Genomic DNA, 16,595 nt, shown 5'->3' with positions numbered 1-16,595 from the left:
ATTGTTCGCAGCCGAAAGGTACCATATCTGGCGAACTACACAGATAAAAAGCATGGGCTCAGCCAACAATTGATGGTTTTGGAACCAAAATAATAAATATGCACCCTGGAGAACGAGGTAACGGGTAGGACGACCTATGCGCATGAGGTACCTTACCCTCATCATATGAACAAATAGAATAACTAAACTAAATGACTATTTAATCTAGTTATATTGGTTCAACCAAGACAGGTGTCAGAAAAAGAACCAGCTCAGTGCTCGTCGATACCGTCGAGCTACTGGTGAACAACCATTTGAAGCCAGGGATTTTACCCAGGAACGGCACGCTTTTAACGACTGTGGTATCGACGTCGGAATAAACCCCGCCCAAGGCAATGGTCTGGCCGAACGGAGAAAAAACCCGGGAAGTCAGCGAGGTCGTGTTGATCGGCGGCACGCCATTCATGGCGTTGGAATAATCAGGCTCATCCTTTGACAGGATGACATCCAGCAGCACGCCTTTATCGTTAACGATCGGAGTCACGTCGAGCGACAGAGCAGCCTGCTTGAAAGATGTCGATGTTGCACCATCGCCGGCCGATTGCTGATAAGGAACCTGAGAGCCTTTAACAATTTTGGCTTGATGACGGTCAGAGGTATAAACACGAGGGCTGGAAATCACCCTACCCTTACCTTCCTGCTCCATAGCTGAAAGCCTCGCATCGAGCGTCAAAGCGCTTGAGACAATGCCAACAGCACCGATGGCACCAGAGGCAAGGCCAAGCGGCACAGAGCCTGAAACAGTCCCAGCACCGCTGCCTACAGTGCCACCCCATTGAACGCCCAAATTCTTGGAATACGAGCGGTCCACCTCGACGATACGAGCCTGGATCATGACTTGCTTCCTGGAGTAATCAACAGCAGCAATCAAGGTTTTAAGATGCTCTAAACGCGCCTTGCTCATCCTGGCAACGATGATCGAAGAACCGTCTTCAAAATTCAGAGTCTCTCCAGAATCAAGAGGAAATGCTTTTATTGCGTCAGACGCCAAAATGTTATGCACCTTGAAGATCGAAACATCAAAAGAGTTGACGCCAAAGGAAGGACTATTTTGAATTTGCGGATCTTGATTAGGAACGTATGAGTTTGCCGAATATGAATCACTTGGCCGTGGATAACCACTAACACGAAGAAACTTACCGTCAACAGTATATAAAAGGCCCTTGGCCGATGTTACATACTCGATGGCTTCATCCCATGATACATCCTTCATTCGCATAGAAAGTGAACCACGGACGTTTTCGTCTAAAACAAGATTCAAGCCGCGGTAATCAGCTAAAAGCTGTAGGGCGGACGAAACCTGAATGGTCTGAAAATCAAAAGTCAGTTGTTGAGGAACGGTTTCTGCCTGGGCAAAGGAAACAAAGAAAAAGAAAAATGCAGCAACGTAGAGGCGGCACAGAGACTTAAGGGTATTCATGGCATGAGTTCCAGAGAGCTGGTTGATTAATTGGGAGCGGTCTTAGCGCTACGCTAAAGACCTCCCCCAATTAACCCACCTGTAATTGGGTTAGGTTTCTTTAATGACCAATTAGTAATTTTGAAGCCGTCAACTAAGCAATAAGCCTCAGTAAAGTCCGGAAAATATCGGCAATGAGAAAAAGAAATGTACCGAGTATTCCCGTTGTTATCGGCTACCAGGGCAAGAGCCTCAGACACTGCCTTTGAAGATGGATCGGGCTTTGAAGGATGCACAAAGCCAACAAGCCGCCACGTCGTTGAAATTGGAGGCTCAACAGGTGCGCTGGGTTGTTTGGGAGCAGAAGAGGAAGCCGCATTCTTTACACCAGGTTGATCGGTAGTAAAAAACCTTTTAACAAAATAAACACCCAGGACAATACAAACGATAAAACAACCTAGCGCAGCCCATAAGCCAAAGGAACGCAGAATACTTGAACGGCCATCTGCGGAAGACTCATCACCCACGACACCAGAGTTTGATTGAGTAGCAGACTTATAAAATGAATACACGGACGCCTTAAAATTGCCTGCTGTAGTCCTTATTAACTTTGTTTTTGAGGGTGCATCACCAGTAACAGCGCCATTATAAATATCAACCTTAAAGGTCTTTTTGGTGATTTTCCTAATCCGATAAGTAGTCTCGATTAAAAGACGCACCCATGACGAGATCTGAGCAAGGTCTTGAGTTACAAGAACAACGCGCATTGAATTGTTCTTATCATCGACACGATGCCTATGCTCAGCAAGCAGTGACTTATCAGATAGATTAGCTTGATTAACATTTTTACCGGCAGGCCACCTCCTCCAGCATTCGTCAATGATAGCGACAGATCCAGACGGAATAATCTCGGAAAGGTCATCAAGCTCAAACCAATTATCAGGCAATTGAGTAATATTCCCCCCGTAAGTGGCCAAAAGATCATCAATTGACAAAGGTATATTAGTGACAACATGCCTATCTTGTTTCAACGAAGGAATTACAACATGTTCGACAACGCCGTAACTTTTGCCGTGCCCAGGTTTACCAACATAAGCATGAATAGCCATAAATCACCCAATAAACGGAATACGACGAACAAGAAAACGCAACATATAAGCGCTGGTAACTACAGTGATCCCGAAAGGAATTTGAAATATATTAAGGAAATACCAAACAGACGGATCTATAGCAGTAAACAATTCACCTGCATTAGTGATAAGAGCAACAATAAAACTCGTGCTAATCAGGTCTAAAAGGGCTTGATAAAGCCAATCAGCAATAGAAACAACAGCATCAATAAAGAATTGCAATATCTCTTGAAAAATGGATAAAAGCCAGTCACTAAAAGCAGTCATAAATCACTCCGACCTTAGAAACGAAATCATGCAGAAAGAAAAACGCGAAGCGCGACCAAGCACCAAGCAGCAAGAAAAACGGCACTTAATATCGGAGAAATTTCCGCAAACAATACGCAATGTGCATCGAAGGTAATGATAGTGCCTAGGATTGCTATGTCAGCAGTTGGGCATGTACCACCGGAGTTAGAGGCGGATATTTTCTGCTGGAATTCCTCCATAGCAACACCAAAACCAGAATGGTTAAGATCAACTTGCATACCATGAACAAAGGCCTGGTAGTGAACAGCGTTAACCTCACTATCTAAAACAGAATCAGCTTTCAACGATCCGGGATTAGAGAAAGAGAGCTCACCGTCAAAACCGGAATCACCATCCCCACCGTCACCACCATCGCCTGGATTTCCTCCATCCCCAGGGTCAGGATCGGTGCCATCGTCGCCGCCGTCGCCAGGATCAGTACTGGGGTTGAGTGGATCGCCAACGGCCGGGGCGGTATATCCGGCCTCAGCTGAGCATGAAGGACTCGGGGAATTAAGACCCACGAAGAAGTTACAAAAACCACTGCTAGTAGAACCAGAAGAACGGTAACAGCTGGAACCAGTTGATTGTGCAGAGCTAGCCAAATAAGAACATGAATTATGACAAATGTCAGACTCAACAGACTCAGTTCGCCACGAGACATAATATTTACCATCAGTGCTTGATTTAATTAACGGAGAGTCAGGCCCGCGAACCTCAATAGTTCCAGGACAAACAACAGCTTCTTTAATAGCGCCGATGCTGTTATTCGTGACTGTGCCGAAAGACGTATACGAGTAGCCGCAAATGGCATTCTCTGAGCCGTTCATGGTGCAAACACCGGCCTTATAGTCCTTTCGGTTTACGTTTGTATTGAGAGCAACAACAGCATCAACAAAAGCAGTGATCAGAGTTTCAGGAGAATCTTTAACACTTGCCCTGGAGCACTGACTTGGAAATCCTGCGGTAGTTGTGGTGTTGCATTTCCATCCAGCAAAAGCAGATGATGAAAATAAAGCCAAGAACAAAAGAGGCAGCACATAAAGGAACTTCATTTCACCACCCCGAGAAGACAGCGAAAGAACAACCAGAACCAATGACGAACATGGCGAAATAATAGAGTTGGTCCATGTAACGGCCTCAAATTTTGATAAAAAAAAGGGCGCCCGAAGACGCCCAGGTCACGCATGGAATACGACTTAACCGCGCAGGAAACCCAGAACGATCTTGGCACCTTTGATACCGGCATAAACACCGGCAAGGATACCGGCCACAGCCAGGACACCCACGGAGATAGTGCTGAAGTCGATCGAGGAAGTCAGACCAGTGTAATCCCAAGCTGCTGCACCTTCAGCAGCGAAAACAGACGGAGCAGCGACAGTAACGGCGACAGCGGAAACAGCTACAGCAAACGACTTTTTGAACATGGGTAAATCCTCAGGATTGTTTGATGAAGTTTAAAACCGTCCGAATTCCCATAGACCCGACCATGAAGAACGCGACTAAGGTAAATCCGGCCCCAAATGCTTGAGCCAAAACAGTTGGATCAAGCTGAGACGGATCAAAAGGAGGCAAGTTGTTAACGACCTCCCATGATGAAGAACAGACCGGAATACCACCCTCGGTTGAAATGTCGGATGGACAATAGAGGGTGCCAGACATTACGCAGGCTTCTGAGTTGCAGAAGAAGCAGGAGCACCGGAACTAATACGGCGGCCTTGGCGCGGATCAACTTCAAAAATAAGACGATCATCACGTACTTGCGCAATTACATCACACTCATATTTTCCCGGCTGAGGAACCTGCTGAGGAGTCTCGGCGTAAAAGGTACACTTTTGTGGATACGGGATATTTGGTAAATGAGCATATGCTTCAAACATACAGTATGGTTTACCAGATTTAGCAGCAGTACCACTACGGTGGTTGCCAGTTACTTCGACGACAATAATATTAGACATGGTGATGCCCTTATCTCAATGTTGGAAAGCCTGGAGCGGTGCCGGGCTTACGGTATGCCCAACTGGGCGGCAAGTTAGCTTTTTGGAGTTTTGAAATCTATTTCAATGCGGAGTCCGGCCAATTCAAAATCAGCCTTGTCATAAATTTTCAGATAACGTGAGTGGCCAGATTTTTTTACACGGACCTTAAGAAGCACTTGTGTTTTAGTGCAGTAAGTCTTCTTGATTACAGTTCCATCCATATTAATACTGCCCCTATCTTAGTGTTGGAAAGCCGGGAACAGTGCCGGGCTTGCGGTATGCCCAACTGGGCGCTATGGCTTCAGGATTACGCCTGAAGGTTTTGAATTTTCGTGCAGCACGTTGACGAGTTACTTCTTGCTGAGCCAATGCAGATAAAAACAAGCGCATAAGACTATTGATCCCAGCACGTTCATCACATTGAGGATTGTTGAGAGCATTTAGAAACTCCGCCTCTACTGCAAAGCGTAGATATTGATAAGCAACCCTATCCATCAGAAACCCATCCATTCGGCCACACAGGATGTTCCTACTTCTTGACGCTCTACAAACCAAATACGCTCAGGCTTAACGCCCTGCTCTTTTCGTGCCTCGACAGCCTTGAACGTCTGTTCGACCTGTTGAGCAAGAACAGGATTAATGAAAGAACCACGCACTTGTTGTTGTTCAGCTAAACGCCGTTTCTGGCCGCTTGTAAGCTGAACGCCTTGAAAACTTACAGTCCTCACGCTGCAACCTGGTGCAGGTGATTAGGGCGCTGATACCAAGTTGGCACAGCCAAAGTGCTTTTCGTCACCTCGCGACACTGGCGGACAAACACCGGAGCAAAACGACTGGTATCACAAGCGTTACGAATATTAATGCCGATTTTATTAAGACGAGCCGCATGCGTTTCAAAAGCACGCTGAGACAAACCGTGATGATGACCACTCATCCATAGAATGGCGTAAGAGGAAGTGGCATTTGCAGAAGCCCTGCCCTTACAAATACCTTGTTCAATCAGTTTGTCAGCAATACTCTGAAGGTCCATTGCAGTCACCTTTAACTTTTCATCTATTTTTAAAAACTCACTATGGAGCTCGGCCAGACGCCTTTCATCAAATAAGCCCCAATAGCAAAGGGCCTCACGCTGTAAATATTCGCTCTTAAGCTCTTGTTCCATGCGAACTACGCCTTCTTGTGCGCAGTAGTTTTTAACTCGCTGAACATATTTGTATTCTTCTGAGTCCTCACCAAAGACACGCTTAGTCTTTGGAAGACAGTTCTGATCCATTTCAAAGGCCTTGTCATACGCCTTTCGATATTGAAGACGACCGCCTTTACCGTTTCCTTTAGAAGTCCAAGCAACAGTGCGCCCGTTGGGATACAGAAAGCCGATGGAATGACCGATTCGCTGGCTAGAAACGCCGCGCAGATAGGCAAGAACATTGCCCTCCCCCAATGAAACGTTGGTGGTCAAATCTATCCGTTCAATCTTTGCCCCATCGCCAATACGGTCGCCGCACTTTGCTCCTGACTCACCCTGGCGAATATCAATGCGAGTACAGCGGGTAAAACCAGGAAGGCCGTATTCACGCAACAGCGCGTTGTAAACCGAGACGCATTGCTCGATAGAAGTAAAACCAAACAAGTTGTCGAGCCGCCCTACCCGGCTGGGATTTCCTTCAACGCGGATCTTGCGACCCTGAACATGAATGGTGACCGATGTCGAAAAGCTGGCCTCATGCTTGAAACGAGGCTGGCGAGTGCTAAGGACTTCGTTTGTATTGGCATCTATCGTCAAGGTAAACACGTCGCACACGAGAGGTAGATCGTGGTCGTGCTCCTGCGAAATGGTTAGCCAATCTATGAACATCCGAGCGCCTTACTGACAAGTCAAAAGCGGTTAACTGCATCCGAAAGGACGGTATTCCGCAATGATAGGCGGTCTTCCGTTTGAGTCAAGAGAAAAAGAACGGTTTTTAGCCGATACTTGTCCGATAGAAACGGTAAACCGCATTCGGAGACGCAAAATGGGCATCGGCACCAGGATCAGGCAAGAGCGGCTCAAGCAAGGTCTTGAGCTGAAGGAGCTAGCAAAATTGAGCGGTATCCCGGAGCGGACGCTTGCAGACATCGAGCGGGAGGTTTCGAGCCCTCGAGCAGAAAACCTCAAAAAGGTAATCATCTCTTTGGGCTGTTCAGCTGATCAGATCATGTTCGACGACGACGAGCTGACTGAGGACGGAGACCTGGCACTACTGGTGCGCGAATTAGGGAAAACCGAAGAAGAGACGCGACAGACAGTCAAGCGAGTCATCCGAGCAATGCTGGTTCAGGAGCGCGTTTTTGAGCTAGAGAAAATTCGCAATTTCGACGACGCTCACAAGGAAGAAAACAAGCAGCGACAGAACCTCGCTCTACCATTGAAACGCTACGAAAAAGCGAGCAAGTGAAGTCGGAAACCGAAGAAGTCTTCGGTAAAGTGGGGGTGTAACAGCACCCCCACCCGGATCGCCCAAGTCATCATTCATTTTTTGGAGCAAGGAACAGCATGCCAACCACGTCAAACCATCCGCTGCTTAAATTTCTGGCCAGCCTGCCGCAATTTTTCACGGCACTGCGGGAAGGCGGCGTAATAGATATGCGCTCTGGTGCCTTTATTTCTAAACATGATGGCGGTGATGAACCGAAGCACCGTGACACCCTCAATCTGCGATGGCCAGGGCAAGAAATTGGCGTCTGTGCCGTCGTCGACGGAGAGAAATACGGACGCCTGCAGGTCAAGGAAGCGGTTCTATTGGGTGCAGACGAAGCTGATTTGCTTCGACAATTAGAAGAAGCTTTGAGCTGACCTCCGGGACCTAACCTGCGATGGCGTCTGCTCATCACGGGACCGCGCAAGCTGCGCGATAAAGCCGGGATGAAGCCTTGGGCAAATCAAGGCGCGATGAGACACCACAGCGACTAAAGACAATTTGAACGCGATAAAAAACCCCAGGGCTCTCAGGAACGCTGGGGTTTTTCTTTGAGGGTCGACCGGCCGGCGTTGCCGGGTATCGGCGCGGAAACATTGAGGTTTTCACCAGGAAAAGTCGTAGCGCCTAATGCCCTTCGGGCAGGTCGAGGTCAGCAGGATTGAGGGTCGGTAGTCGCAGCGCTTGCTTAGCTAATCCTGAAGAATTGGGTCACATGCCAACGAGCTAAAACGCATAACTCGATGCCGCTACCATGTGGGTGACGACCCACACAATCCACACTGATCTGCCAATATCGTCATCACTCAGATCAGCCCTGCTCTTATTGAGCCCTCGCCAGAATCTTCGACCAAACCTGACGCAAGTGTCAAGGCATAGCGCCTAATGCCCTTCGAGTAGGCCGAGATCAGCAGAATTAAAGGGCGTGATACTCAACTCACTGATCAGGCCGTGAAAATACGGAAAGGCCTGCTTCAAAGGTCCAATCACGAATCGTATCAAGGCATTCGCCTGCGTAATATTTCCACTGCTCAGCCTGATCAAGCCGTGAATTTACAGCGCTCAAAACCTCAGCATCTTCAGTGACGACAAGCTGAGATTTTTTTGAAAGAACGTAGTGGTATTGGCACAGCTTGAGGTAGTGCTCCTGCAGCTCAGATATCTTGACTAACGAAATCTCATGATCACCAGACATGGCTCGCTGAAATTGCATATAGCTTTCCTCCGCATTTTTGGATTTGTGAATCCAGAAAATACGAAACTCATTGATTTTGCTGCCTTTTGCGTTCTTGAAAGCTTCAGCTACAGAAAAATCTTCCAGCGATTTTACTAAATCATCTTCAGTCATAAATGCCCTTTGAAAATTGGTGAGTAGTCCCGAATTCTGAATATAGAAGGCGCTGTAAAGGCAGGTCAACAATTGGAATTCTAGTTTTTGGATAAAGAGGAAATTGATAGCAAATTTGGGAAAATAGACGATTACCTGGTTGGCTTTTGCAATCATTTAGCATGGGATTTGGCAGCGAAACGCTAACTCGGTAATATCCGTTGCGTAGCCCTTGAGGCACTTGCAGAGCCCGGTCATCAGTGACTGGGCTTTTGCCTTTCAGAAATCCGGAAATGTTTCGCGAGTGCGAAACGGCATAACCGGAATCTCTCCCTGGTTGAACCTGATGAAGCGCGTGTTTCATGGGCTCAAAACGGCATAGCCGGAATCTCTCCCTGATTGCACCTGGTGAAGCACCTATTTCACGGGCTCAAAACGGCATAGCCGGAATCTCTCCCTGATTGCACCTAGTGAAGCGCCTGTTTCGTGAAGGCCACGCATAATGCACGCTATGTGTAAATCAGACGCCGGGGCTTCGCAATTTTCCCGGCGCCTGATTCGTCCTGCTGGACGGCTTCGCTAACATAACGTACGTCGAATTATGCGAACCGTCCTATACGGAGCTGGGGGGCTCTGGTGGTCAGATTTGAAGCCTGACGGCGCCTCCTGCTTTCAGCTTGGCGATGCTGATCACTGCGTGCTTGAATGCCGCCCGACAAACGTTGCCTCACCAATTGACGGAGAAATTGCATGTGGCTTTGTACAGAATGGAAAATCGACTGGGACGCTGTAGCTGCTGTCGCAACGGCTGCTGCTGCAATCATCGCACTTATTATCTGGAGCTTCGACAAGGCTCAAAGAAAACGTGAACGGGCCGCAAGCGCGAAGCTCCTAGCTCAGATCATGACAACACCCGTTGGAGCTACCCAGATAGAAATCGCAAAATTCAGATGCTATGTGGTGCCTTCTGATAGCGACCAAACATACTTACTGGACGTGCTAAATGATGAAAACGCCCGAAAAGATTTGGCTGCTCAAGCATCGAAAATCACCATCGATCTACCATCTCAATTCTTAGATAAAGCTGACATCTTCAGCGAGACAGTCAACAACAGGCTTGCGAATGCATTCTCACAAGTGAACCGTCTAAAAAAGATGTCGAGCCTCCTAGCTGATCTACCAGACTCGGCGTTAGAAGAAGAAATTTCCCAGCACCTTATGGCGGTTCTCAACCAAATCAAAGAGGCGGAACAAGCCACTGAGGAAGCCTTCCAGGCTCTCTTAAAAGCCGGAAAATCCTATTAAGGTTTAGGTCTACCCTACTCCACTTTAATAGCCAAATAATATAACTATGCTAAATGACTGTTTAGTTTAGTTATATTGGCTCGGGTTTCGCGGGCGCGAAACTAGACCAATAAACGGCCAGTCTTGAAAGGAACCATCATGGAATCAGAACCCGGCTCCACCAATGTGTACGCGGATCTGGGCTTTGAAAACCCAGTATCAATGCTACGCAAGGCTCAAATTGTGTCGCAACTACACGCCTTGATTGGCAAATCGGAAAACGACCTGGCTCAAGCTGCCAAGGTAATTCAGCTGAATAATGACCAGCTGAAACACTTACTGCTCGGAAGGTTTGAAGATATCGAAGAAGACGTTTTGATCCAGTACCTGGACAAAATCATCGCTTCTCGACCAAGACCGGCGTGAGAAAAAGCACAAGCTCTGTACTATTTGAGACAGTCGAGCTGCTGGTAAATAACCACTTGAAGCCGGGAATTTTACCGAAGAACGGAACACTTTTAATCACTGTGGTATCCACGTCCGAATAGACACCGCCAAGGGCCACAGTCTGCCCGAATCCAGAAAAAACCCGGGAAGTAAGCGACGTGGTGTTGATTGGTGGAACACCATTCATCGCATTGGAATAATCTGGTTCATCCTTAGAAAGGATGATATCGAGCAACACACCCTTCTCGTTAACAAATGGAGTGACATCCAAAGATAACGCAGCCTCCTTAAAAGAAATCGATGTCGACCCCTCCCCTGCAGCCTGCTGATAAGGAACCTGAGAACCCTTAACGATCTTGGCTTGGTGTCGATCAGAGGTGTACACGCGAGGACTGGAGATAACACGACCCTTTCCACGTTGCTCCATCGCGCTAAGTGTTGCGTCAAGGTTGACCGACTTGGAGACAATGCCAAAACCAGCAACAGCTGCCGCCGAAAGCCCCAGTGGCACAGACCCAATGACAGTACCGGCCCCGCTGCCAACAGATCCACCCCATTCGACGCCGAGGTTCTTGGAGTAAGAACGATCAACTTCGACAATACGAGCTTCGATCATCACCTGTTTTCTGGAGTAATCAACAGCAGCAAGGTAAGTACGAAAATCAGAAAGTCTACTGTCAGCCATTCGGGCAACAATAACAGAAGACCCATCTTCAAAATTGAGGCTCTCGCCTTGATCCAGAGGAAACGCTTTTATAGCGTCAGACGACAAAATGTTATGAACCTTGAAAATAGTAACTTTGAAAGAAGGATTAACGGCAGATGAAATGGAGTCTTGAGATTGTTGGAATGCCCCATAAGACTGTTTTGAATATTCACTAGGGCGCTGAAGCGAGCTTACACGCAAGAAATTACCTTCTACGCTATATAGCAAACCTTTCGCGGAAGTTACATATTCAATTGCCTCATCCCAAGTAACGTCTTTCATTCGCATGGAAAGTGATCCACGAATATTTTCGTCTTGTACGAGATTCAAGCCACGATAGTCAGCAAGAAGCTGCAATGCCGACGACACTTGAATGCTCTGAAAATCAAAGTTAAGAGGCTGGGTAACAGCTTCTGCCTGAGAAACAGAGGCAAAAAGAAAAAGACCCAAGGTTAAGAAAAAATGGTGAATAGTCTTAAAGTTAGTCATGGCTTTAGTTCCCGATGCTTGGTGGGTTAATTGGCGGCGTCGTTTGCGCTACGCTAAACACCACCTCCAATTAATCCACCTACGATGGGGATAGGCTTTTTGAGCGACCAATTTGTAATCTTAAAGCCGTCTACAACACAATAAGCTTCCGTAAAGTCAGGAAAATACCGGCAATGAGAAAATGAGATATATCGAGTATTACCGTTATTGTCAGCAATCAAAGCGAGGGCCTCAGAGACCGCTTTAGACGATGGATCTGGCCTTGATGGATGAACAAACCCAACTAAGCGCCAAGCGGCTGAGATAGGTGGCTCAGCGGGCTTTTTAGGTAGTTGGGCATCAGAGGCAGAGGAATCATGCTTAGTCACACCAGGGGAGCCAGTAGAAAAGAAGCTTTTCACCCCATATATCCCCAAACAAATGAACAGAACAAAAATGACAATGGTCGACCAAAGGCCGAAAGATCGCAAAATACTGGCGCGACCATCAGCAGACGATTCATCACCTACGGCTCCAGAATTAGATTGAGTTGCAGACTTATAAAAAGAATAAACAGAAGGCTTGAAAGTTCCTGCCGTTGTTCTGACAAGTTTGGACTTGGAGGGAGAGTCACCAGTGACTGCACCGTTATAAATATCGACTTTGAAAGCCTTCTTGTTCAGCTTTCTGATTCGATAAGTGGTTTCGATCAACAGGCGAACCCAAGATGAAATCTGTGCTAAATCTTGCGTGACCAGGACAACACGCATTGAGTTGTTCTTATCGTCAACGCGGTGACGGTGTTCAGCGAGCAAGGACTTATCAATAAAGTTTGCGTGGTTTGTATTCTGACCTGCCGGCCATCGTCTCCAGCATTCATCTATGATCGCAACAGAACCGGGAGGGATAATCTCCGAAAGATCGTTAACTTCAAACCAGTTCGCTGGTAGCTGAGTGATGTTGCCACCATAGGTGGACAGAAGGTCATCTATTGACAGGGGAATATTAGTAACCACATGCCTATCTTGTTTAAGCGAAGGGATTACAACATGCTCGACGACACCATAACTTTTACCATGACCCGGCTTGCCAACATAAGCATGAATAGCCATAAGTCACCCAATAAAAGGAATGCGACGAATAAGAAAACGAATCAAATACGCACTTAAGACACTAACAATCCCAAGTGGTATCTGGAATACATTCATGAAATACCAAACTGATGCCGGTATGGCTGAAAACAATCCAGCCGCTTGCTCAGCAGTGCTTGCAATTGGAAGTGTATCGATCAAGGTAATAAAAGCAGCCCAGATCCAATCCAACAAACTGAGAAACATATCAATAAAGAACTGCGCGACATCACTAAATACGTCCCTGAGCCAAGCAGCAAAATCACTAAGCATTTGGTTTACCTACGCCGATAGAATAATAAAAACGGCCAACAAGGCCCATGCAGCCATGAATACAAATGACAACGTTGGTGCAATAGACTCGAAAATAACGCAGTGAGAATCAAAGGTTATGTTCGATCCAAAGAGATCAATAGTTGCAACTGGGCACGCTGCACCAGGATCACCGATATTTTGAAAAGAGCTCTTGATTGTCGTGTAGGTAAGAGACTCCTGAAACGTTGAGCTGAAGCCTAGATATTGGGACTCGATCCGGGGCTTTCGCTCGCCTTCCCGAGGGTCAAGGTCAGGCTTTCCGGGGGTTTTGAACCCATCGTTGGAGCTACTACCATCACCGCTCCCATCGCCAGAACCGTCACCACTACCATCACCAGAGGCATCACAGGTGTTGTTAGGAACAGTGGTGTCACACTCATCATCACCAGTACCAGAGCCAGTACCGTTTAAGCTCGTTCCCGTCTCATAAGCAACAGACGTGTTAACGGCACAACTGCTGCCATCACCAGCGTCATCAGTAACTAGAGTAAAACCATAATTGCAAAATCCGGTCTGCGCATCAGTTGCCAATAGAAAGCAATCTTTTGTATTAGCTGATTCCGGCTTTTCATAAAGGCAATTATCAGAACATACAGAAGAAGGCGAAGGGGCAACGACATAATTCTTACCATCACTCTGAACTACTGAACCATATGGGCCACGGCTAACTATGGCGGAGGCAGCATTTGCACAAGCATTGGGCACATGGTCAGCAGTGCCATATCGCTTAACAACACTAGGGTGACGCCTAACGGTAATCTCATCCCATTTGTTAGTTCGGTTGTAGTAGCAATAACCAGAACCGGATACGGAGGGATCACCAGTATCATCGATAGTGCCCCAGTGATTGAATGAGAGATTAGTCTGGCCAACATCAGTGTAGGTAGAAAGGATAACGGTGCAGGCTGCCTCAGCGGAAGGATATTGAGTCGCCCCATCGTCTTTGCTGTAGTAGTAGGCTGCATTACTGTTAGCACTCAAAAGCATGGTTAACAGAAATAAGAGTTTGGTTCTCATATCACCATCCCGTGAAGGTGGCAAACGAGCAACCACAACCGATGCAGAACATGGCGAAGTAATAGAGCTGATCCATTTGGCCTACCTCAGGTAAATAGCGAAATATCTTCGCTGTTGCGAATATTTAAGTAAAAAAAAGGGTGCCCGAAGACACCCAGGTCAATCAGATGATGTGACTTAACCGCGCAGGAAGCCCAACACGATCTTGGCACCTTTGATACCGGCATAAACACCAGCCAAGATGCCAGCAACAGCAAGAACACCCACGGAAATGGTGCTGAAGTCGATGGACGAAGTCAGGCCGGTATAGTCCCAGCCACCGGCAGGGTCAGCAGCGAAAACCGAAGGTGTAACAACAGCCAGGGCAACAGCAGATACAGCTACAGCGGCAGTCTTTTTAAACATGGTTGAATCCTCAGGATTGCTTGATGAAATTAAGAAACGCCCGGATACCCATAGACCCGACCATAAAGAACGCGACTAGTGTGAATCCGGCCCCAAATGCTTGAGCCAACGTAGTTGGATCAAGCTGAGACGGATCAAAGGGAGGCGTATACGGCAAAGCCTCCCAAGAAGTAGAACAAACCGGCAAACCGCCATCGGTAGAAATCTCAGATGGACAGAAAAGAATGCCGGGCATTACGCAGACTTTTGAGTTGCCGAAGAAATAGGAGCGCTGGAACTGACACGACGCCCTTGGCGAGGATCGACTTCAAAAATAAGACGATCATCACGAACCTGTGCAATAACATCACACTCATACTTTCCCGGCTGAGGAACCTGCTGTGGAGTTTCAGCGTAAAAAGTGCATTTTTGAGGATATGGAATATTGGGCAAGTGAGCATACGCTTCAAACATGCAGTAAGGTTTTCCGCTCTTCGCGGCAGTACCGCTACGGTGATTACCAGTTACTTCGACTACGATAACATTAGACATGTAATGCCCTTACCTCAGTGTTGGAAAGCCAGGAGCAGTGCCGGGCTTACGATATGCCCAACTGGGCGCGATAGATTCAGGGTTGCGCCTGAATGTTTTAAATTTGCGTGCAGAGCGTTGACGAGCTACTTCTTGCTGAGCCAGTGCAGATAGAAACAGCCGCATAAGACTATTAATCCCAGCGCATTCATCATATTGAGGATTGTTAAGTGCATTAATGAACTCCGCCTCAACAGCAAAACGTAGATTTTGATAAGAAACCCGATCCATCAGTAGCCCATCCATTCAGCAACAGAGGTTGTTCCTGTTTCTTGACGTTCAAGCGTCCAGATACGCTCTGGCTTGACGCCCTGCTCTTTCCGGGCTTCGACTGCCTTGAGCGTTTGTTCGACCTGTTGAGCAAGAACGGGATTGGTAAATGAGCTGCGCACTTGCTGCTGTTCAGCTAGACGACGACGCTGGCCAGAACTAAGCACCGTTGCATCGAACTTTACAGTCCTCATGCAGCGACCTGCTGGAGATGATTAGGACGTTGATACCACGTTGGAATAGCCAAGGTACTTTTTGTCACCTCGCGACACTGACGGACGAACACAGGAGCAAAGCGGCTGGTATCGCAGGCGTTACGAATGTTGATGCCTATGCGATTGAGCTTGGCTGCATGGCCTTTAACTTGTGACTTTGAAAAGTCGATGTTAGATGTTCCAGACATCCACTCAAGAGCATAACTAGCCGTGGTACGAGCAGAACGTAAGGTGTCACAAACACCCTCAGAAACTAACTGCTCAGCAATGCTCACAATATCCATGGCTGTCACCTTTAACTTTTCATCTATCTTAAGAAACTCGCTGTGGAGTTCGGCCAGACGCCTTTCATCAAATAGGCCCCAATAGCACAGGGCTTCACGCTGTAAATATTCGCTTTTAAGCTCTTGTTCCATGCGGACCACGCCTTCTTGTGCGCAGTAGTTTTTAACCCGCTGAACATATTTGTATTCATCTGATTGTTCACCAAAGACACGTTTTATCTTTGGAAGGCAGTTCTGACCCATTTCAAAAGCTTTGTCGTACGCCTTTCGATACTGGAGACGACCGCCTTTGCCATTGCCTTTCGGCGTCCAAGCAACAGTGCGCCCGTTGGGGTACAAGAAGCCGATGGAGTGCCCGATTCTCTGACTAGAAACACCGCGCAGATAGGCAAGGACGTTGCCCTCCCCCAACGAAATATTGGTGGTTAGGTCAATCCGTTCAATCTTTGCCCCATCAGCGATACGGTCGCCCGACTTCGCACCGGATTCACCCTGACGAATATCAAGGCGAGTGCAGCGGGTAAACCCAGGAAGCCCGTACTCACGCAACAGCGCGTTGTACACCGACACGCATTGCTCGATAGAGATAAAGCCAAACAGGTTATCTAGCCGCCCTACCCGGCTAGGATTTCCTTCAACGCGGACTTTCCGGCCCTGAACGTGAACAGTGACCGAAGTCGAAAAACTGGCTTCGTGTTTGAAACGTGGCTGACGGGTGCTCAGAACCTCATTGGTGTTCGCGTCTATCGTCAAGGTGAAGATGCCGCACACGACCGGTAGGTCATGGTCGTGCTCCTGCGAAATCGTCAGCCAATCGATGAACATGTGAAATCCTGTCAATATCTGTATTCCGATACAGAAGTGGC

General features: G+C 47.5%; 24 protein-coding genes. 4 read left to right on the top strand and 20 right to left on the bottom strand.

Features of this window, described 5'->3' with window-relative positions; translation table 11 throughout:
- Nucleotides 1–208: 208 nt before the first annotated feature.
- The 10 genes from RHP74_RS14665 to RHP74_RS14620 all read right to left on the bottom strand — a co-directional run bounded on the left by RHP74_RS14665 (nucleotide 209) and on the right by RHP74_RS14620 (nucleotide 6,690).
- Nucleotides 209–1,459, bottom strand: a complete 1,251-nt coding sequence (locus RHP74_RS14665) for a pilus modification protein PilQ (RefSeq protein ID WP_311100166.1) — start codon at nucleotides 1,457–1,459, stop codon at nucleotides 209–211.
- Between the two features lie 53 nt (nucleotides 1,460–1,512).
- A complete protein-coding gene (locus tag RHP74_RS14660) occupies nucleotides 1,513–2,547 on the bottom strand; it encodes a zonular occludens toxin domain-containing protein (RefSeq protein ID WP_311100164.1) in 1,035 nt (344 codons plus the stop codon).
- A 3-nt stretch (nucleotides 2,548–2,550) separates the two neighbouring features.
- Nucleotides 2,551–2,835: a DUF2523 family protein gene (locus RHP74_RS14655; protein WP_311100161.1), complete on the bottom strand. Its 285-nt coding sequence runs from the start codon at nucleotides 2,833–2,835 to the stop codon at nucleotides 2,551–2,553.
- A 26-nt stretch (nucleotides 2,836–2,861) separates the two neighbouring features.
- Nucleotides 2,862–3,911, bottom strand: coding sequence for a hypothetical protein (locus tag RHP74_RS14650; RefSeq protein WP_311100158.1), 1,050 nt, complete (start codon nucleotides 3,909–3,911; stop codon nucleotides 2,862–2,864).
- A 144-nt stretch (nucleotides 3,912–4,055) separates the two neighbouring features.
- The gene (locus tag RHP74_RS14645) at nucleotides 4,056–4,283 is read right to left on the bottom strand and encodes a major capsid protein (RefSeq protein ID WP_263272907.1); all 228 of its coding nucleotides are present in this window, start codon (nucleotides 4,281–4,283) and stop codon (nucleotides 4,056–4,058) included.
- A gap of 10 nt (nucleotides 4,284–4,293) precedes the next feature.
- On the bottom strand, nucleotides 4,294–4,518 hold the full coding sequence (locus tag RHP74_RS14640) for a hypothetical protein (RefSeq protein WP_311100156.1): 225 nt from the start codon (nucleotides 4,516–4,518) through the stop codon (nucleotides 4,294–4,296).
- Entirely contained in the window at nucleotides 4,518–4,814 is a 297-nt protein-coding gene (locus tag RHP74_RS14635) for a propanediol utilization protein (RefSeq protein ID WP_311100154.1), read from the bottom strand. The genes RHP74_RS14640 and RHP74_RS14635 overlap by 1 nt, the downstream gene beginning before the upstream one ends.
- A gap of 255 nt (nucleotides 4,815–5,069) precedes the next feature.
- Nucleotides 5,070–5,330: a hypothetical protein gene (locus tag RHP74_RS14630; protein ID WP_311100152.1), complete on the bottom strand. Its 261-nt coding sequence runs from the start codon at nucleotides 5,328–5,330 to the stop codon at nucleotides 5,070–5,072.
- Nucleotides 5,330–5,563: a hypothetical protein gene (locus tag RHP74_RS14625; protein ID WP_311100150.1), complete on the bottom strand. Its 234-nt coding sequence runs from the start codon at nucleotides 5,561–5,563 to the stop codon at nucleotides 5,330–5,332. The genes RHP74_RS14630 and RHP74_RS14625 overlap by 1 nt, the downstream gene beginning before the upstream one ends.
- The gene (locus RHP74_RS14620) at nucleotides 5,560–6,690 is read right to left on the bottom strand and encodes a phage/plasmid replication protein (protein ID WP_311100148.1); all 1,131 of its coding nucleotides are present in this window, start codon (nucleotides 6,688–6,690) and stop codon (nucleotides 5,560–5,562) included. The genes RHP74_RS14625 and RHP74_RS14620 overlap by 4 nt, the downstream gene beginning before the upstream one ends.
- Nucleotides 6,691–6,847: 157 nt before the next feature.
- Here RHP74_RS14620 and RHP74_RS14615 point away from each other — a divergent pair, with 157 nt between their 5' ends.
- Together RHP74_RS14615 and RHP74_RS14610 are read left to right on the top strand one after the other, a co-directional pair.
- Complete coding sequence (locus RHP74_RS14615) at nucleotides 6,848–7,270, top strand: helix-turn-helix transcriptional regulator (RefSeq protein WP_311100146.1); 423 nt, start codon at nucleotides 6,848–6,850, stop codon at nucleotides 7,268–7,270.
- A gap of 98 nt (nucleotides 7,271–7,368) precedes the next feature.
- Complete coding sequence (locus tag RHP74_RS14610; RefSeq protein ID WP_311100144.1) at nucleotides 7,369–7,668, top strand: hypothetical protein; 300 nt, start codon at nucleotides 7,369–7,371, stop codon at nucleotides 7,666–7,668.
- Between the two features lie 560 nt (nucleotides 7,669–8,228).
- Here the strand turns inward: RHP74_RS14610 and RHP74_RS14605 are convergent.
- Entirely contained in the window at nucleotides 8,229–8,639 is a 411-nt protein-coding gene (locus RHP74_RS14605) for a hypothetical protein (protein WP_311100143.1), read from the bottom strand.
- Nucleotides 8,640–9,368: 729 nt separating this feature from the next.
- Between RHP74_RS14605 and RHP74_RS14600 the strand changes: the two genes are divergently transcribed.
- Both RHP74_RS14600 and RHP74_RS14595 read left to right on the top strand, forming a co-directional pair.
- Complete coding sequence (locus tag RHP74_RS14600) at nucleotides 9,369–9,923, top strand: hypothetical protein (protein WP_311100141.1); 555 nt, start codon at nucleotides 9,369–9,371, stop codon at nucleotides 9,921–9,923.
- A 138-nt stretch (nucleotides 9,924–10,061) separates the two neighbouring features.
- Nucleotides 10,062–10,328: an XRE family transcriptional regulator gene (locus RHP74_RS14595; RefSeq protein WP_311100138.1), complete on the top strand. Its 267-nt coding sequence runs from the start codon at nucleotides 10,062–10,064 to the stop codon at nucleotides 10,326–10,328.
- Here RHP74_RS14595 and RHP74_RS14590 read toward each other — a convergent pair.
- From RHP74_RS14590 to RHP74_RS14550, 9 genes are all read right to left on the bottom strand, one after another.
- Nucleotides 10,300–11,544 carry a hypothetical protein gene (locus RHP74_RS14590; protein ID WP_311100135.1) on the bottom strand — a complete coding sequence of 415 codons (1,245 nt, stop codon included), beginning with the start codon at nucleotides 11,542–11,544 and terminating at the stop codon, nucleotides 10,300–10,302. The two genes, RHP74_RS14595 and RHP74_RS14590, sit on opposite strands and share 29 nt — an antisense overlap.
- Before the next feature lie 53 nt (nucleotides 11,545–11,597).
- The gene (locus RHP74_RS14585) at nucleotides 11,598–12,635 is read right to left on the bottom strand and encodes a zonular occludens toxin domain-containing protein (RefSeq protein ID WP_311100133.1); all 1,038 of its coding nucleotides are present in this window, start codon (nucleotides 12,633–12,635) and stop codon (nucleotides 11,598–11,600) included.
- Between the two features lie 3 nt (nucleotides 12,636–12,638).
- On the bottom strand, nucleotides 12,639–12,926 hold the full coding sequence (locus RHP74_RS14580; protein ID WP_311100131.1) for a DUF2523 family protein: 288 nt from the start codon (nucleotides 12,924–12,926) through the stop codon (nucleotides 12,639–12,641).
- A 9-nt stretch (nucleotides 12,927–12,935) separates the two neighbouring features.
- Complete coding sequence (locus RHP74_RS14575) at nucleotides 12,936–13,985, bottom strand: hypothetical protein (RefSeq protein WP_311100129.1); 1,050 nt, start codon at nucleotides 13,983–13,985, stop codon at nucleotides 12,936–12,938.
- A gap of 177 nt (nucleotides 13,986–14,162) precedes the next feature.
- Nucleotides 14,163–14,390, bottom strand: coding sequence for a hypothetical protein (locus tag RHP74_RS14570; protein ID WP_311100128.1), 228 nt, complete (start codon nucleotides 14,388–14,390; stop codon nucleotides 14,163–14,165).
- 234 nt (nucleotides 14,391–14,624) lie between these two features.
- Nucleotides 14,625–14,921, bottom strand: coding sequence for a propanediol utilization protein (locus tag RHP74_RS14565; RefSeq protein WP_311100126.1), 297 nt, complete (start codon nucleotides 14,919–14,921; stop codon nucleotides 14,625–14,627).
- 9 nt (nucleotides 14,922–14,930) lie between these two features.
- Entirely contained in the window at nucleotides 14,931–15,191 is a 261-nt protein-coding gene (locus RHP74_RS14560; RefSeq protein ID WP_311100124.1) for a hypothetical protein, read from the bottom strand.
- The gene (locus RHP74_RS14555) at nucleotides 15,191–15,424 is read right to left on the bottom strand and encodes a hypothetical protein (protein ID WP_311100121.1); all 234 of its coding nucleotides are present in this window, start codon (nucleotides 15,422–15,424) and stop codon (nucleotides 15,191–15,193) included. The genes RHP74_RS14560 and RHP74_RS14555 overlap by 1 nt, the downstream gene beginning before the upstream one ends.
- Nucleotides 15,421–16,554, bottom strand: coding sequence for a phage/plasmid replication protein (locus tag RHP74_RS14550; RefSeq protein WP_311100119.1), 1,134 nt, complete (start codon nucleotides 16,552–16,554; stop codon nucleotides 15,421–15,423). Before RHP74_RS14550 ends, RHP74_RS14555 begins: the two co-directional genes overlap by 4 nt.
- Between the last annotated feature and the right edge of the window lie 41 nt (nucleotides 16,555–16,595).

This window comes from Pseudomonas sp. SG20052 (genome assembly GCF_031766055.1).
In the GTDB taxonomy this organism is placed as follows: Bacteria; Pseudomonadota; Gammaproteobacteria; order Pseudomonadales; family Pseudomonadaceae; genus Aquipseudomonas; species Aquipseudomonas mandelii.
The sequence above is the reverse complement of the archived record's forward strand: the minus strand, read 5'-3'. Positions and strand labels throughout refer to the sequence as shown.